The organism is Luteibacter sp. 329MFSha (genome assembly GCF_900111665.1).
GTDB lineage: Bacteria > Pseudomonadota > Gammaproteobacteria > Xanthomonadales > Rhodanobacteraceae > Luteibacter.
In genome coordinates this window covers 693396-710305 of sequence record NZ_FOJE01000001.1, presented here as the reverse complement: position 1 = coordinate 710305, position 16910 = coordinate 693396, and the positions used below count along the sequence as shown (strand labels likewise).

Annotated in this window: 16 protein-coding genes; 3 read left to right on the top strand and 13 right to left on the bottom strand. The window is 68.1% G+C overall.

Going from position 1 to position 16910, the window contains the following annotated elements:
- Positions 1–5: 5 nt before the first annotated feature.
- Entirely contained in the window at positions 6–953 is a 948-nt protein-coding gene (locus BMW54_RS03120) for a hypothetical protein (protein ID WP_139206021.1), read from the bottom strand.
- A 169-nt stretch (positions 954–1122) separates the two neighbouring features.
- Between BMW54_RS03120 and typA the strand changes: the two genes are divergently transcribed.
- Entirely contained in the window at positions 1123–2973 is a 1851-nt protein-coding gene (gene typA, locus BMW54_RS03115) for a translational GTPase TypA (protein ID WP_090052912.1), read from the top strand.
- A gap of 57 nt (positions 2974–3030) precedes the next feature.
- On the opposite strand, the gene BMW54_RS03110 is transcribed toward typA, so the two are convergent.
- Together BMW54_RS03110 and BMW54_RS03105 are read right to left on the bottom strand one after the other, a co-directional pair.
- Positions 3031–3594 (bottom strand): DUF1003 domain-containing protein, encoded by a 564-nt coding sequence (locus tag BMW54_RS03110; protein WP_090052910.1) that lies wholly within the window; start codon positions 3592–3594, stop codon positions 3031–3033.
- Positions 3595–3696: 102 nt separating this feature from the next.
- The gene (locus BMW54_RS03105) at positions 3697–4806 is read right to left on the bottom strand and encodes a mechanosensitive ion channel family protein (RefSeq protein ID WP_090052908.1); all 1110 of its coding nucleotides are present in this window, start codon (positions 4804–4806) and stop codon (positions 3697–3699) included.
- Positions 4807–4878: 72 nt separating this feature from the next.
- Between BMW54_RS03105 and BMW54_RS03100 the strand changes: the two genes are divergently transcribed.
- Positions 4879–5412: a mismatch-specific DNA-glycosylase gene (locus BMW54_RS03100; RefSeq protein WP_090052906.1), complete on the top strand. Its 534-nt coding sequence runs from the start codon at positions 4879–4881 to the stop codon at positions 5410–5412.
- Here BMW54_RS03100 and BMW54_RS03095 read toward each other — a convergent pair.
- Positions 5388–6608 (bottom strand): cytochrome c, encoded by a 1221-nt coding sequence (locus tag BMW54_RS03095; RefSeq protein ID WP_090052905.1) that lies wholly within the window; start codon positions 6606–6608, stop codon positions 5388–5390. The genes BMW54_RS03100 and BMW54_RS03095 overlap by 25 nt on opposite strands.
- A 3-nt stretch (positions 6609–6611) precedes the next feature.
- On the bottom strand, positions 6612–7313 hold the full coding sequence (locus tag BMW54_RS03090) for a c-type cytochrome (protein WP_090052903.1): 702 nt from the start codon (positions 7311–7313) through the stop codon (positions 6612–6614).
- Between the two features lie 133 nt (positions 7314–7446).
- Between BMW54_RS03090 and BMW54_RS03085 the strand changes: the two genes are divergently transcribed.
- Positions 7447–9027 (top strand): amidase, encoded by a 1581-nt coding sequence (locus tag BMW54_RS03085; protein ID WP_090052901.1) that lies wholly within the window; start codon positions 7447–7449, stop codon positions 9025–9027.
- Positions 9028–9032: 5 nt separating this feature from the next.
- Here BMW54_RS03085 and BMW54_RS03080 read toward each other — a convergent pair whose 3' ends face one another.
- From BMW54_RS03080 to BMW54_RS03045, 8 genes are all read right to left on the bottom strand, one after another.
- Positions 9033–9968, bottom strand: a complete 936-nt coding sequence (locus BMW54_RS03080; RefSeq protein WP_254779027.1) for a Dyp-type peroxidase — start codon at positions 9966–9968, stop codon at positions 9033–9035.
- Positions 9969–9982: 14 nt separating this feature from the next.
- Positions 9983–10249, bottom strand: coding sequence for a hypothetical protein (locus BMW54_RS03075; RefSeq protein WP_090052898.1), 267 nt, complete (start codon positions 10247–10249; stop codon positions 9983–9985).
- A gap of 46 nt (positions 10250–10295) precedes the next feature.
- Positions 10296–11309: an MBL fold metallo-hydrolase gene (locus BMW54_RS03070; RefSeq protein ID WP_090052896.1), complete on the bottom strand. Its 1014-nt coding sequence runs from the start codon at positions 11307–11309 to the stop codon at positions 10296–10298.
- Positions 11310–11634: 325 nt separating this feature from the next.
- Positions 11635–12510, bottom strand: a complete 876-nt coding sequence (gene galU, locus BMW54_RS03065; RefSeq protein WP_090052895.1) for a UTP--glucose-1-phosphate uridylyltransferase GalU — start codon at positions 12508–12510, stop codon at positions 11635–11637.
- Positions 12507–14405, bottom strand: coding sequence for a polysaccharide biosynthesis protein (locus BMW54_RS03060; protein WP_090052894.1), 1899 nt, complete (start codon positions 14403–14405; stop codon positions 12507–12509). Before BMW54_RS03060 ends, galU begins: the two co-directional genes overlap by 4 nt.
- Positions 14392–15315: an MraY family glycosyltransferase gene (locus BMW54_RS03055; RefSeq protein ID WP_254779024.1), complete on the bottom strand. Its 924-nt coding sequence runs from the start codon at positions 15313–15315 to the stop codon at positions 14392–14394. The genes BMW54_RS03060 and BMW54_RS03055 overlap by 14 nt, the downstream gene beginning before the upstream one ends.
- 107 nt (positions 15316–15422) lie before the next feature.
- Positions 15423–16595, bottom strand: a complete 1173-nt coding sequence (lapB, locus tag BMW54_RS03050; RefSeq protein ID WP_090052891.1) for a lipopolysaccharide assembly protein LapB — start codon at positions 16593–16595, stop codon at positions 15423–15425.
- Entirely contained in the window at positions 16592–16852 is a 261-nt protein-coding gene (locus tag BMW54_RS03045; RefSeq protein ID WP_090052889.1) for a LapA family protein, read from the bottom strand. Before BMW54_RS03045 ends, lapB begins: the two co-directional genes overlap by 4 nt.
- Positions 16853–16910: the final 58 nt, after the last annotated feature.

Sequence of the window (16910 nt, the reverse complement as noted above, 5' to 3'; positions counted from 1 at the left end):
CGGGCTCACATCGGGGACGACCCATCCTCGCGATGGGTCGCACGACGCTGGCGCTCCGCGACGATGCGCTCGCGCACCCCGGCGATGACGGCGAGTTCCTCTGGCGCGAACCGGTCGTTCCACGCGTCGTAGAGGCTACGTTCGGGGTGACACGTCGGCTCGGGAGCGTGGAGGCAAAGCATCGCCGTGCGCAGACCGTTGGGACCGCACCCTCCCGTGACGTCGCACATCAGCGATTCCAGCGCGATCTCCTGGTATCGGGAGAGGTTGGGCGCCAGGCCCGTGCCCTCGACCAGGTCCTCTCCGAATTCCCACGGCTCTCCGATGGAGAGCAGCGATATCGCCATCTGCACTTCGTCGACGGACGTCCCCGAAAGCACCGCGTCGAAGATGGGCGCTCCGCCCGGCGAGTCGACGCCACGCCATTCCGGGTGTCGGGATGCGACGCCGGCCATCCGTTTCCGCAGGACCTCGTCACGCCGTTCCTCGCCGGCGAACTCTCCGCGACAGAAATCGGCCCGCCATGCGATGAAGGCCCGCGCGCCGTCGGACCGCGCACGCCGTGCCGCGTCCGGCCTGCCGGCGCGCGTGCAGACGCTCACCGCCTCGCCGACGACGAAAAGCGCGATGGGGTCGTCTTCGCTCGCCGGGCCAAGCCGAGCCATGATCTCGCGGTATCCGTCACCCGGCCGGAGGTAAGGCCCGGCGGACTCGTCGAGCCGGCCGCTGCTCGCATCGACGGCGGGCACGGTGCCGTCGATCCGGGACGAGCCTGCCGGGCCAGCCGCGCGCACGTCCGACCTCGCTCGGCCCTCCGCTGCCTGTCCGGCGTGGCGCGTCCCGAGCTCGTCGGGAACGCCCCCGGCCGTCCATCCGACCACGACGGCGCCCAGCAGCATGGCGGCGCCCACCCACAGCGCCAACCGCGATCCGCGCTCATCCCTTACGCTCATTGCCGCCCCCGGGGCCCATTCCCGGGCCAAGGATATCGGTCCGGCCGCCGGGCCGGAACGGCCTCCCGGGCTCCCTCCGCGGCCGTCATGCCAAAGTCTTTCTTTTCCTTTATAATCGGCGGCTTCCCACACCAAAGAGGTGCACCGGCTGAACGCCGGCGCATGACGCATGTCGATCGAAAACCTGCGCAATATCGCCATCGTGGCTCACGTCGACCACGGCAAGACCACCCTCGTCGATCAGCTCCTCAAGCAGTCGGGCACGCTCAATGAGCGCACCGTGCTTACGGAACGCGTGATGGATTCGAACGACCAGGAAAAGGAACGTGGCATCACGATCCTGGCCAAGAACACGGCCATCACCTGGGAAGACAAGAAGAAGGGCGTCAAGAACCGCATCAACATCGTCGACACCCCGGGACACGCCGACTTCGGCGGCGAGGTCGAGCGCGTGCTGTCGATGGTCGACACCGTGCTGATCCTGGTCGACGCGATGGACGGCCCGATGCCGCAGACGCGCTTCGTCACCCAGAAGGCGTTCGCGATGGGCTTCAAGCCGATCGTCGTCGTCAACAAGGTCGATCGTCCGGGCGCCCGTCCGGAGTGGGTCGTCGAGCAGGTGTGGGACCTTTTCGCCAAGCTCGGCGCCACCGACGAGCAGATGGATTTCCCGATCGTCTACGCCTCGGCGCTGAACGGTTACGCCTCGCTGGACGAGAACGCCCGCGAAGGCGACATGACCCCGCTCTACGAAGCGATCATGCAGCACGCCCCGAAGCCGGACGTCGATCCGGAAGGCGCGTTCCAGATGCGCATCAGCCAGCTCGACTACAACAACTTCGTCGGCGTCATCGGCATCGGCCGCATCCAGCGCGGCACCCTGAAGAAGGGCATGCCGGTCGCCGTGATCGATCGCGAAGGCAAGAAGCGCCAGGGCAAGATCGTCCAGGTGCTGGGCTTCCTCGGCCTCGAGCGCATCGAGCAGGATTCGGCGGAAGCCGGCGACATCGTCGCCATCTCGGGCATCCCCGACCTGACCATCTCGGACACCGTGACGGCGCTGGATACCCCGGAAGCGCTGCCGGCGCTGAGCGTCGACGAGCCGATGATCAGCATGACCTTCCAGGTCAACAACTCGCCGTTCGTCGGCAACAAGGATCTCTCGGGCGGCAAGTTCCTCACCAGCCGCCAGCTGCGTGAGCGCCTGGATCGCGAGAAGGTGCACAACGTCGCGCTGCGCGTCGAGGACGGCTCCGACGCCGACAAGTTCCTGGTCTCGGGCCGCGGCGAACTGCACCTGTCGGTGCTGATCGAGAACATGCGTCGCGAAGGCTACGAGCTGGCCGTGTCGCGTCCGGAAGTCATCATCAAGGAAATCGACGGCCAGAAGATGGAGCCGATCGAGGAGCTGGTGATCGACATCGAGGAAATCCACCAGGGCGGCGTCATGGAGCGCCTGGGCATCCGCAAGGGCGACCTGAAGAACATGGTCTCGGACGGCCAGGGCCGCGTGCGCCTCGAGTACGAAATCCCGGCGCGTGGCCTGATCGGCTTCCAGAACCAGTTCAAGACCCTCACCCAGGGTTCGGGCCTGCTGTTCCACGTGTTCAAGCATTACGGTCCGTACACCCCGGCGCCGATCGCCAAGCGCCAGAACGGCGTCATGATCGCGAACGCCGCGGGCACCACCCCGGCCTACTCGCTCGGACCCCTGCAGGAGCGCGGCAAGCTGTTCGCCGCCGAAGGCGACTCCGTGTACGAAGGCCAGCTGATCGGCATCCACGCGAAGGACAACGACCTCACGGTCAACGCGATCAAGCCGAAGCCGCTGACCAACATGCGCGCCTCGGGCAAGGACGACGCGATCCAGCTGACGCCGGCGACCAAGTTCACGCTGGAACAGGCGCTGGACTTCATCGACGACGACGAGCTGGTCGAAGTCACGCCGAAGGAGATCCGCATGCGCAAGAAGCACCTGACGGAAAACGATCGCAAGAAGGCCTCGCGCGGCCAGCCCTGATCTTCGGGATCGGCGACGTGAAACGAAAAGCCCGGCGAAAGCCGGGCTTTTTCTTGGTCAATCGCCCTGCTTCCGCGCGTCGTCGTCGGCGACCAGCTTCATCAGCAGGTCGATCTGCTCCTGCTGTTTCATCAGGAGCGCCGCCAGCTGGTCGGTGCGGATCTGATCGAGCTTGTCGTGCAGGCCCATGATCTCGATCTCGGCCTTGAGGTTCACCTTGTAATCGTTGGCGGCGTCGAGGCGGTCCATCGACGCCTGCCGGTTCTGGCTCATCATGATCACGGGCGCCTGCACGGCCGCCAGCATCGAGAGCATCAGGTTGAGGAAGATGTACGGATACGGATCGAACGGATGCTTCAGCACGAACGAATTGACGCCGGTCCACAGCATGAGGATCACGGCGAAGACGATGATGAAGGTCCACGAGCCGCCGAAGCGCGACACGTTGTCCGCCAGCCGTTCGCCGAAGGTGAGATCGGAGCGGAACACCGCGTTGACGTCCTCGGAAACGAGTTTGCGCTTCGCGAGGCGGTCGAGCAGGCGCTGTTCGGCGTGGCCGAGTTCATGCAGGCCCTTCGAGAACCAGTGGCGTGCGACGTGTTCGGGATCGGTCATGGACATGGTGGCGTACCGGCATCGGGAAACTGGCGCAGACGCTAGCACGACCGGCTGTCGTCGGCCTTGCGGGGGATGGCTTCCGCTTGCAGGCCCGCTTCGGACCGGTCAGCGCCCACCCATGGACAGGCGGCCGACGGACGGGGCGTCCGGCACGCGCACCTCACTCTCGATGTCGCCGCGCAGGCGCGGCAGGTACTGCGGGCACTCGCGGCGAACGAACGCGATCAGGCCTTCGCGCACCTTGCAACGCAGGTCGAAGGATCGTCCGGAATCCGCCGAGCTGACGAGGGCGCGCAGCTGCATCGCCTTGTCGTTGCTGTCGACCACCTGGAGCACGCACACGCGCCCATCCCATTCCGGCGCACCCTTGCACAGGCGCTCGAGCTCGGCCCGGACCGGATCCAGCGGCATGCCGTAATCGAACCACAGCAGTACCGTGCCGAGGATCTGCGAACTCGTGCGCGTCCAGTTCTGGAACGGCTGCTCGATGAAGTACTGCAGCGGCACGATCATCCGTCGCTCGTCCCAGATCTTCACGACGACGTAGGTGCTGGTGATCTCCTCCACCCTGCCCCATTCGCCCTCCACGATCACGACGTCGTCGATGCGGATCGGCTGGGTCAAGGCGATCTGGATGCCCGCGATGAGGTTACCAAGCACCGGCTTCGCGGCGAGGCCGACCGCGAGGCCCGCGAGACCGGCCGACGCCAGGAGGCTGGCGCCGAACTGGCGGACGGCGGGAAACGTCATGAGTCCGACACCGATGCCCAGCACGATCGCCACGACCATGGCGGTGCGGCTCAACACGCGCACCTGCGTCTGCAGGCGCCGCGCGTGCAGGTTGTCCTCGAGATCGATGGGGTTGAAGCGCGACACGGTGGCTTCCAGCGCACCCACGCAGCGCACGACGAACCAGGTACACGCCGCGATCAGCCCGAGGGCGATCGTGTGCTCGATGAAGGCGAGAAGCCTGGCCGGCTCCTCGGGCGCGGCGCGACAGGCGATCAGGAGCATCGCGAGCGGCACGATGGCCTCGAGCGGCGCGTTCGCCCGGGCGACGATGCTCGCGCCCATCGGATGACGCAGGGCGAAGCGGCGCAGCAGGAAGTGCACGACGCGGCGCGCGAGCCCCGCGACCACGAGCGCGATGACGACGATCAGCGCGAACCGGGTCCACGGCTGTGCGGTGTCTGGCAGCCAGTCCAATACAGTCATGGCTCCTTACCCTAGCGCCGGGGATGTCCACGTTTTGTTGTGACGCAGCACGGGCCGGGTAAAGTGCACGCCATGCCCACGCCTGCCGCCGCCGATGGTTTCGTGCTCCCCGACCTGCTGGAACCGGGGCTGCGCCTCGTGTTCTGCGGCACCGCGGCGGGTACGCGCTCGGCGCGCGAGGGCGCCTACTACGCCCATCCCGGCAACATGTTCTGGCGAACGCTGTTCGCCACGGGACTGACACCGCGTCTTCTCGCCCCCGCCGAATACCCGCTGCTGACCTCGTTCGGCATCGGACTCACCGATCTTTCGAAATTCCACTACGGCAACGACGCCGAGCTTCCCGCCGACGCCTTCGACGTCGCGGCGCTCGAGGCGAGGATCCGCCGCGTCGCGCCCGGCGCGATCGCATTCACCAGCAAGCACGGTGGCGTCGCCGCGCTCGGCAAGGGCATCGGTTACGGCGCGCAGCCCGCCACGTTCGCGGGCGTTCCCGCCTATGTCCTGCCATCGCCTTCGGGGCAGGCCAGGCGATCGTGGGACGTCGGCATCTGGCAGGCGCTGGCCGATGCCGTGCGCGCTCAGCTTCCGGGCGTGGACCGGTAGGCGCGCACGTCCCCGGGCGCCACGGCGGCCGCCTTGTTCGACCAGGCCTGGCGGATGTACGTGACCACCGCGGCCGCGTCGTCGTCGCCGAGGATCTGCGAGAACGGCGGCATCGAATAGGGTCGCGGGTTCGCGGCGGTCGCTGGCGCGAACCCGCCCGAGAGCACGATGCGGATCGCGTTGATGCCCGTGGGATCGGTCACCGAGCCGTTGCCATCCAGCGGAGGGTACGCCTCGCCCTTGCCGCGGCCGTCGGCGCCGTGACACGTCGCGCAGCGTTCCGTGTAGACCGTCCCCCCGCGCAAGGCGAGCTCGCGGGCGCCGGCGGCGGATTCGCGCTGCCGTGGCGCCGGGCGTTCCGGTAGCGAGGCGAGGTATGTCGCCATGGCCGCGAGGTCCGTGTCGGAAAGGTGCTGCGTGCTGCGCAGGACGACCTCCGCCATCGGGCCGAAAGCCGTCCCCTTCCGCGAGCGTCCCGTCTTCAGCAGGGCGACGACGTCGGCTTCGGTCCAGCCGGCGAGACCGCCGTGCCGGCCCATCGACAGGTCGGGCGCGTACCAGTTCTGCACGGGCACGATGCCGCCGGCGAGGAACGGATCGTCGACCGGCGCACCGAAGCTGTCGCGACGGGTGTGGCATTCGTTGCAGTGCCCGAGGCCCTGCACCAGGTAGGCGCCGCGATTCCACGCGGCCGACCGTTTCGGGTCCGCCTGGTATTCGCCTTCGTCGAAGTAGACGGCGCGCCACGCGGCCATCAATGGCCGCACGCGGTACGGCCAGCGCAGCGTGTTCTCGATCGACGGCCGCCGCACCGCGGGCAGGCTCTTCAGGTACGCGAAGATCGCATCGGTATCGGCACGCGTGACCTTCGTGTACGACGTGAACGGGAACGCGGGATACAGCGAGGTGCCATCGTGGCTCTTTCCCTCGTGCATCGCGCGGTAGAAATCGTCCGCGCTCCAGCCGCCGAGGCCCGTGTCGCGGTCCGGCGTGAGGTTGGGCGACGGGATCGCGCCGAAAGGCGTGGCGACGACGCGGCCGCCGGAATACGGCGCGCCATCGCGCGGCGTGTGGCACGCGGCGCAATCGCCGGCCGTGGCGAGGTAGCGTCCACGTTCGACGGCATCGTCGGCGAGCGCCGCATGCGTGACGAACGACAGCGCGAGGAAAGCGAGAAGTCGCGAGGCGCGTGTCATCGGTCAGCCTCCCAGCACGCCGCAGCGCAGCGGCGGTTGCACGCTGCCGGCCGCCGTCGCATGCGCGTCAGGCGGCACGGGCCGCTGCGCGAGGTACGCCGCGACGGCGCTGATGTCCGCGTCGCTCAGCCGCCCGACGATCGTCTCCATGCAGTCAGGCTCGACCGTCCCGCGCGTATTCGTGCGCCAGGCACCCAGCTGCGCGCTGATGTAGTCGTACGGCAGCCCGACCAGCCCGGGGATGTCGGGCTCCACCCCCGTCAGCCCCGGCCCGTGGCAGGCCGTGCACGCGGGGATGCCGCGGCCGCTGTCGCCGCGTGTCACCAGCTGCTCGCCACGCGCCATGGCGGCGGGCGTCGTCGACGGCACCGGATGCGTCCGGTACGCAACCTCCTGCGCGGCGAAGTACGCCCCGATCTCGCGCATGTAGTCGTCGGTCAGCGGCGCGACCATGTATTCCATGATCTCGTAGTGACGCAGGCCGCGCCGGAAATCCTGCATCTGGCGCACGAGGTATCCGGCGGGTTTGCCGGCCAGCCGTGGATTGAACGCGTTGTCCCCACCCTCGCCGTGCTCGCCATGGCAGCTCGTGCACGCGGCGATGCGCTGGACCAGGGTATCGGGAACCGTCGGCGGGTCGGCCGCCCAGGCGGGCGCGGCACCGAGCGCGGCGGCGATGACCAGCCGGCGGACAAGACATCGCATAAGGCACTCCCTGGCGTCACGTTGGCGTGGCCCGCGACGCGCTGCGACCGGGCTTGGCATCGGTCGAGTATATGCCCCCGCGCCTTGGGTAAGATGCGGTGCGACGCTTCGTTCCGCTCCCGGGGGAAACACCATGCCGCACCGCTGGACCCGCTCGCTCGCGCTCGTCGCGGGTATCGCCTCCTCGTTTTCCGTTGCCGCCGCGACCACGCGCCAGCCCGGAGAAGACGACGCGTTCGCCTCCATCGCCGTGCTGCGCGCCGCCTACGCCTCGGGCGAGCTGACGCCCGAGGGCATGACGCGCCTCTTCCTCCAGCGCATCGCGACGATCGACCAGTCGGGCTCCACGGTGAACTCGGTGCTCGAAACGAATCCCGACGCGCTGTCCATCGCGCGCAAGCCCGCGGAGGGCCCGCTCAAGGGCATCGTCGTCCTGCTCAAGGACAACATCGACACGGGCGACCGCATGATGACCAGCGCCGGGTCGCTCGCGCTCACGGTGAAGCCGGCGCCGCGTGACTCGGCGGTGGCCGCGCGACTGCGCAAGGCCGGTGCCGTCATCCTCGGCAAGACCAACCTGAGCGAATGGGCGAACATGCGCTCCACCCACGCGACCAGTGGCTGGACCGGGCGCGGCGGCCTCACGGTGAATCCGTACGTGCTCGACCGCAACGCATGCGGGTCGAGCGCCGGCTCGGGCGCCGCCATCGCGGCGGGCCTGGCGACCGTGTCGATCGGCAGCGAGACCGACGGCTCCATCATCTGCCCGGCCTCCATGACCGGCCTGGTCGGGATCAAGCCCACGGTCGGGCTCGTCAGCCGCGCGGGCATCGTGCCCATCTCGGCGAGCCAGGACACCGCCGGCCCGATGGCGCGCAGCGTCGCGGACGCAGCGGCCGTGCTCGCGGCGATCGCGGGCAGCGATCCGCGCGACCCGGCCACGGCGGAAGCCGACCGGCACGTCTCCGACTACGCGTCCGTGCTCGTCCCGGGCACGCTGCGCGGCAAGCGCATCGGCGTCGTGCGGCAGCTCGCGGGCATCGAGCCGAACGCCGACCGCGCGCTGGAGACGACGATCGCGCTGCTGAAGTCGGAGGGTGCGACCGTCGTCGACGACGTGGAGATCCCGCACCTGAAGGAACTCGGCGAACACGAACTGGACGTGCTGCTGTACGAGTTCAGGCACGGCATCGAGGCGTACCTCGCCACCCGCCCCGACCAGCCCATGAAGACGCTGGCCGACCTGATCGCCTTCAACACGCGCGAAGCGGCCAAGGAAATGCCGTGGTTCGGACAGGAGCTCTTCCTGCAGGCGCAGGCGAAGGGCGGCATCGACGATCCCGCGTACGTCGCGATGCGCGACCGCAACAAGCGCCTCGCAGGCCCCGAAGGCATCGACGCCGCGCTGGCGAAGGACCGGCTGGACGCCCTGCTCGCTCCGAGCTGGGGACCCGCCTTCGTCAACGACCTCGTGCTGGGCGACCATGTCGTGAGCGGCGACCCGACCGTCGGCGGCGTTTCCGCGCCCGCGGCGATCGCGGGTTACCCCTCGATCACCTTGCCGGTCGCCTTCGCGCACGAGCTGCCCGTCGGCGTGGTGTTCTTCGGCGCGAAGTGGAGCGAGCCGACGCTGATCGGCATCGCCTACGGCGTGGAACGGAAGGCGCAGGCGTTCCGCCGGCCGACGTACCTGAAGACGCTGCCGGTGCGTTGATACCGCTACGGGGCGCGCGTTGCCGCGCTCTCCAGCAGCGCGGCGGACGGCACGAAGAAGAGGCTTCCCGTCACCGCGGTGCTGACGTCGAGCAGGCGGTCGTAGTTTCCGGGCGGGTTACCGACGAACATGTTCACCAGCATGCGTTCGATGCGCGACGGATGGCGCGCGTAGCCGATGAAGTACGTGCCGAACTCGCCCTTGCCGATATCGCCGAAGGGCATGTTGTCGCGCAGGATCTTCAGCTCCTCGCCCTCCTCATCGATGGTGGTCAGCACGGTGTGGGCGTAGGACGCCTTGGCGCTCGCAGGCAGTTCCACGTCGGACAGCTTGCGCCGGCCGACGATCGTCTCCTGCCGTTCGACGGGCAGCGCGTTCCATGCGCGCAGGTCGTGCAGGTATTTCTGCACGATCACGTAGCTGCCTCCGGCGAACGCGGCGTCCTCGTCGCCGATCGTCGTCGCGGCCACCGCTTCGGCACCGACCGGATTCTCGGTGCCGTCGACGAAGCCGAGCAGATCGCGCTCGTCGAAATACTTGAACCCGTGCACTTCGTCGACGGTGGTCACGTGTGCTCCGATCCGCTCCATCACCTGGGTGGCGAGTTCGAAGCAGAGGTCCATGTGCGTCGCGCGGATGTGGAACAGGAGATCGCCCGGCGTCGACGGAGCGTGCCGCTCACCGCGCAGTTCGCGGAACCGGTGCAGGCCCGCGGGCCTTGGGCCCGGGTACAGGCGACTCCACGCCTCGGATCCGATCCCGGTGACGCACGACAGGTGCCGCTCGGGAAACCGGAAGCCGATACCGCGCGTGAGCCCGGCCATGTCGGAGCACAACGCGCGCACCGCATCGACCGCTTCGTCGCCGGCGTGGATCACCGCCACCAGGAAGATCGCCGCCTGCGTCAGCCTCGCCGTGACCGCCTGACTCGCTACCGCCATCGTCGCTCCCGGCATTACGGCTGCCAGGCCCGCATCCACGCCTCGAAAAGCGCGATCTTCTCGTCGGCCCACGGCGTGCCGCCCGGCGGCATGCGCGGAGTCTCCTGCCCCTTCAGCCGCGCGAGGACGTGCCGCGCGTTGGCGTGGTCGGCGTAGACGTCGTCGCCCGCCGGGTCGGCCATGTAGACGAAGTCGCGCAGCATGACGCCCATGCCGCCCATGCATCGGGCGTCGCCGTCGGAAAACAGGGGGGCGATCGCGCTCGCAAACGATGGATTCATGAGGTCTTCTCCAGTGGAACGATGGGTGTGTCCGGTTCGCGGGGCGTCACTTCGATGTCGGTGCCGGCGGGGCGGGCTTCCGGTTGACCGAGTAGGTCACGGGAACGAACGCGTAGCCCTTTCCATCGGCCGTCCTGGCGACATGGCCCATCGCCGGGAATGGCAGGTGGGAGCCCGCGACGAGGAAGCCCCGGGCGGCGGCGTCGGCGAACACTTTCTCGCGTTCGTGCTCCGCGGCGCGGTCGTGACTGTCCCAGGCGATCCGCACCGACGGATCGGCGAACTGCACGGGCGAGGCGTGCACGACATCGCCCCAGGCGAGGAGCATCTGGCCCCTGCTTTCGATGGCGTAACACGTATGCCCCGGCGTATGTCCCGGCGTGGGCAACGCCCTGACCCCCGGCACGATCTGCGTCGCGCCATCGAACGGCGCGAGCCTGCCGGCGGCGATGTAGGGACCGAGCGCCTTCTGCGCGACCGCGAAGCTCGCGCGGACGCCTTCGGGAGCCCGCGCTTGATTCGCGGGATTCATCCAGAAACCGAGGTCGGCGCGGGCGATGTGCAGCACGGCGTTCGGGAAGACGCGTTCACCGTCGCGCGCGAGTCCACCGGTGTGGTCGGCGTGCATGTGGGTGATCACGATGTCGTCGACCTGTTCCGGCGCGTACCCGGCGGCCCGGAGGCTGGCGAGCATGCGCCCCAGCGTCGGGCCGAAAGCGTCGCCGGCGCCGGTGTCGACGAGCACCAGGCGGCTTCCCGTGTTCACCAGGAACTGGTTCATCGACGTTTCCGCGGGCAGCGGCTGGAAAGCCTTCCGGAAAGCGCTACGGATCGCCTCGGGGCGTTCGCCGGTCAGGAGCTCGTCCATCGGGAAATCGATGGTGCCGTCACTGAGCGCCGTGACCTCGATGTCGCCGACCATGACCCGGTAATAGCCCGGCGCCTGCCCGCCCTGCAGAGGAGCGGCCGCGAACGCGGGACCGGACGGACCCGTGAGGGACGTCGCCGAGGCGATGCAGAGCAGGACGCGCGCGAGCGCGCCCCGGGATGGCAGATTCATGAGGACCTCTTCGATGCGGTTGGACGTCGCGGCCGACGGGGGGCGCCGGGGGCGATGACATGGCCCTTAGGCTAGGCAACGCGACGCGCACCGGGTAGCTCCGATGCATGCATCATCGCGATGTCCGGCTGGCAACAAAGAGGGTGGGTTTTCGCAAGCGTGCCCGCCGTTCCGCGAGCGACGGCAAGGCGCCGTAGGAGCGCGCCCTGCGCGCGACATCTTCTCGCCTGATGCAGCAGGTCGTGTTGCGTTTCGCGAAAAGCTGTCGCGCGCAGGGCGCGCTCCTACGGCGGGGAAACCGGGGCCGTGATGGCCCCCGGCTGGATCAGGCCTTGTTCGCGAACTCGCGGACGATCGGTGCGAGCTTCGGATCCTCCAGCGCCATGGCCATGGTGGCCTGCACGAGGCCGGCCTTGTTGCCGCAGTCGAAGCGCGTGCCCTCGAAGCGGTAGGCCAGCACCTTGCCCTGGTCCTTGAGCAGGTTCTCGATGGCGTCGGTGAGCTGGATCTCGCCACCGGCACCGGGGGTCGTCTTGTGCAGGTAACCGAAGATGCTCCCCGGCAACACGTAACGGCCCACGACGGCGAGGTTGGACGGCGCATCGGCCGGCTTCGGCTTCTCGACCATGTGACGGATCACGGTGGCACGGTCGCTGAGCGCTTCCGTGGCGTCGACGATGCCGTACTTGTCCGTGTCCGTTTCGGGCACTTCTTCCACGGCGATCACGCCGGCGTCGTTCGCGAACGCGACATCGGCCATCTGCCGCAGGGCGCCCTTGCCCTTGGTCCAGATCAGATCGTCCGGGAGCATGATGCCGAACGGCTCGTCGCCGACGACGGCTTCGGCGCGAAGCACCGCGTCACCGAGGCCCAGGGCTTCCGGCTGCGTGACGAACACGCATCGGACGTGGCGCGGAAGGATGCCGCGCAGGATCGAGAGCAACTCGTCCTTGTTCTTCTCGGCGAGCTTTTCTTCGAGCTCGTAGGCCTTGTCGAAGTAGTCGGCGATCGCATGCTTGTATCGGTTGGTGACGAACACCAGCGTATCGGCGCCCGCATCCACGGCTTCGTCGACCGCGTACTGGATCAGCGGACGATCGAGCACCGGCAGCATTTCCTTGGCCACCACCTTGGTCGCGGGAAGGAATCGCGTACCGAGGCCGGCAACCGGAAATACGACCTTGCGCAGGGGTTGGGTCATGCAATGTCTCCACTTTCGTTTCGGCGTAGCGGCAGAACGTTGTCGCTCTGCGGCTCGCTCCAACGGAAGGAAGGCAGCAGCTGCGACACGCACCGGCGCAGGGTTTCTTCATCGAACGCGGCCACGGCCTCTTCGGCGCGTGCCAGCTGGGTCTGCAGCAGTTCCCACGACACCTGTCGGTGCTGGGCCTGGAAGATCTTCGCGTGGGTCGTGCTCGTGTAGTTCTCCAGCGGGTGGAACAGTTCCTCGAACAGCTTCTCGCCCGAACGGAGTCCCGTGTAGACGATCTGGATGTCCGAGCCCGGCCGCTTGCCCGCCAGGCGGATCATCTGCTCGGCGAGGTCGCGGATCTTCACCGGATCGCCCATGTCGAGCGCGAAGATCTCGCCACCCTTGCCGAGACTGGCCGCCTGGAGGATCAGCTGGCAGGCCTCGGGAATGGTCATGAAGTAACGCGAGATCTCCGGATGGGTGATGGTCACCGGGCCGCCCTGCCGGATCTGCCGGCGGAACAGCGGGACCACCGAACCGGCGGAGTCCAGTACGTTACCGAATCGAACCGTAATGAAACGTGTCGAGGTATGCGCTGCGAGGTTCTGGCACCAGATTTCCGCCATGCGCTTGCAGGCGCCCATCACCGAGGTCGGATTGACCGCCTTGTCGGTGGAGATGAGCACGAACGACTCGGCACGGCAGCGCACGGCTGCGTCGGCCACGATGCGGGTGCCGAGCACGTTGTTGCGGAATGCCTCGCGCAGCTGGCCCTGAAGCATCGGCACGTGCTTGTACGCCGACGCGTGGAACACGATCTGCGGCTGGGTGTCATCGAACAGGCGGTTGATCGCCGTGGCGTCGCGCGCGTCGGCGAGCACGCCGTTGAAGATGAGCTCGGGATAGGCCGAGGTGAGCTCCTGACCGATGCGGTAGAGGTTGTACTCGGACATCTCGACGACGGTCAGCGAGCTGGCGCCGAGGCGCGCGACCTGGCGGCACAGCTCCGAACCGATCGAGCCGCCACCGCCCGTCACGAGCACGCGGCGGCCACTGACGTTCTCGCGGATCGCGGTCCAGTCGAGCTCCACGGCGTCGCGGCCCAGGAGATCCTCGATCGCGACTTCCTTGATCTCGTTGAACTGCGCCCTGCCCGCCACGACGTCTTCCAGGCGGGGCACCGTGCGGAACGGCAGGCCCGTCGTTTCGCAGAACGCCACGATGCGGCGCATCTGCGCGGTCGTCGCGCCGGGCACGGCGATCAGCAGCATCTGCACCGCGACGGCCTTCGACAACTCCGCGAGCTGGTCGACGGTGCCGAGCACCGGTATGCCGCCGATCTGCGCGCCGCGCAGCGCCAGATTGTCGTCGACGAAGCCGATCACGCTGTAACGACTGTCGCGGCGCAGATCGCGCGACAGGGCTTCGCCGGCGCGATCCGCGCCTACGATCAGCACGCGCTTGGTCGGCGCCGACTGGAACAGGTCGATGCGGCTGTCCTTCCAGAACCGGTAGCTCAGGCGTGGCAGGCCGAGGAGCACGACCAGCACGACCGGGTAGACCAGAAGCACCGACCGGGGCACGCCGTCGAGGCGCGCGTACATGACCATGGCCAGGCCGATGATCAACGCGCCGATCACCGTCGCGCGGATGATGTTCCACAGGTCGGGAAGACTGGCGAATCGCCAGACGCCCTTGTACAGCCCCGTCCAGTTGAACACGGCGCCCTGCACGAGCAGCACGATGGGGAACTCCATCGGCAGGTACGTGACCGGCGCGAGGTCGGGCATCAGCGCGTAGCGCAACGACTTGGCGATCCACCATGCGAACGCCGCCATGGCCAGGTCGTGCGCGACGACCGCCGTGCGGGGGTGGATGATGCCTATGAACCTACGCAGAAACATGTCGCTCCCTTCGACGCAAGCAACCACGCTTGCCAGTACGCCAGACCGCTGCTCCAACCAGATACACGAGCCCGAAGCACAAGGGCGCCACCGCCGGCAGGCGGAACGCGATCCATGCGACGGGAACGCAGACGAGGACGTTCCATGCGAAATAGCCGGCGGCCACCTTCCGGTGCGACGACCCTCGTCTCACGAGCCATTGGTACAGGTGCTCGCGGTGCGGAGTGTACCAGCGCGCACCGCGCAGCATTCGCACGAGCAGCGTCAAAGTGGCGTCGATGACGAAGGCCGACGAAAAAATCAACGACGGCCAGAGTAAGTTCGTGCGAAAAGCCCAGAACATCGCCGAAATGGCGAAAACCATGAGACCTAGCGTGCCGCTGCCCACGTCCCCCATGAAGATCCGCGCCGGCGAGCGGTTGAACCACCAGAACCCGAGCGCCGCCGCGGCCATCGCCAGGCCAGCCCCCGCGATCGCGGGGCTGCCCGCGGCCCAGGCCAGCGCCGCAGAGGCGGCGCCGAAGAACATCGCCTGCTGCGCGGCGAGTCCGTCGATGCCGTCCATGAAGTTATGCAGGTTGATGCACCAGACGCCGGCGACCAGGAGCGGGAGGGCCCACCAGAGGCTCGTGGTCAGGGACGCGATGGCGACACAGAGCAGCAGCGTCGCGGCCAGCTGGATCACCAGCCGTGGGCGGATCGGCAGCGAACCGTGGTCGTCCAGCCAGCCGATGGCAGCGACCGCGATCGTCGCCACCGTGAACGCGCCGACCGTCGCGGGCCCGGGGGACAGGGGAAGCATCAGCAGCGCGGCAGGCATGCCCACCAGCGCGCCGAGGACGATCCCGATGCCTCCGCCGCGTGGCGTGGGCAGGGTGTGCGAGCGCCGGCGCCCCGGCGCGTCGAGCATGCCGCGGCGATGCGCATAAGCGATCGCCGCGCGAACGCAGGCGAACGAGACGAGGAAAGCGACGAGCGTGCAGCCGGCGAGCGTGGCGGCGGGCGAGACCGGGAGCGTCATTCGTTGGCGACGCCATGGATGGGGCGGACGGTGCCCCAGCTCTTGCAACTCGGGCACTGCCAGTGGTGCGCCTTCGCTCCGAATCCGCAACGGCTGCAGCGATACATCGCCTGCCCTTCGAGCAGCTTGCGCGTGAGGTCGCGCAGGATCAGGTAATTCTCGCGCGCCTCGCCGGACACCTTGTCCATCGTCGCGTCGATCAGCGCCATCAGGCCACGAACCGACGGCCGCTTGCGCAGCTGGCCCGTGAGGAAGTCGATCGCGGTGCGCTCGCCGTCCCTGCCCTCGTAAAGCCGCGTCAACGCGAGCACGGGCGAGATGCCGTGGTAGCGCTCCATGATCTCGCGCAGGAAGGACTCGGCGCGGTCCATCTGCTGCGAGCGCGCGTAGCAGTTGAGCAGCGGCGGGAGGATCTCCGGCACGAACGCGATGTCGGCGGCGATCGCGGCCTCGTACGAGGCGATCGCCTGCTCGATCTCGCCGTCTTCCGACGAGAGGCGACCCGCGATCATGTGCGCGCGCACGCAGTCGCGCTGGCACACGAAGGCCTCGCGCACGTAGTCGCGCGCCTCGGTACGCGCACCGTGCTGGCGCGACTGCTCCGCCAGTTCGCAATAGAACTGGGCGATCATGGGCGACTCGTCCTCGCCCGTCATCGCCTCGAGGCGGCGGGCATGATCGATCGCCTTGTGCCATTCGCGCTCGTGCTGGTAGATCGCGATCAGGTGACGCAGCGCCGACGGCGCCAGCGCGTCCATCGCGACCAGATCGGAGAACAACGTTTCAGCGCGATCGAGCAGGCCCGCGCGCATGTAATCCTCGCCGAGCTCCAGCAGGGCCACCGTCTTCATCTCATCCGACAGCCCCTGACGGGACACAAGGTGCTGGTGCAGACGGATCGCGCGGTCCACTTCGCCGCGCTTGCGGAACAGGTTGCCCAGCGCCAGATGCGTCTCGACGGTGTCCCGGTTGTACTCGGCCAGGCGCAGGAACACCTCCAGCGCCTTGTCCTGCTCTTCGTTGAGCAGGTAGTTCAGGCCACGGAAGTAATCGGACGAAAGTTCGTTGACGCGATCGCCCGAACGCCGCGCGAGATTCCGGCGGGCGAGCCACCAGCCGCAGGCGAAGGCAAGCGGGGGAACGAGCGCCAGCAGCCAGATCGGATTCATGCGGCGGTCGCGTTGCCTACCTTGCTTCCGTCACGCTCGCGCCGACGTCGCCGCCGATGGCTCAGCGACGTGCCCAGCCAGGCCGTGATGCCGCCGAGGATCCAGCCCACCAGCACCGCGGCGAGCATGGCGCCGCCCTTGGGGAGCGAAAGTCGGGCGAAGCCCAGGTCGAACGGCACCAGATCGGCGTTCAGCGCGCCGAAGACGATGCCCGCGGCGACGAAGAGCAAGAGGAAAAGGATGGCTATGAGACGCATCCGGCGACTGTACCCGAAAGCTGAACACGGTGGTGCCCACCGGTTCGCTTTTCGTACA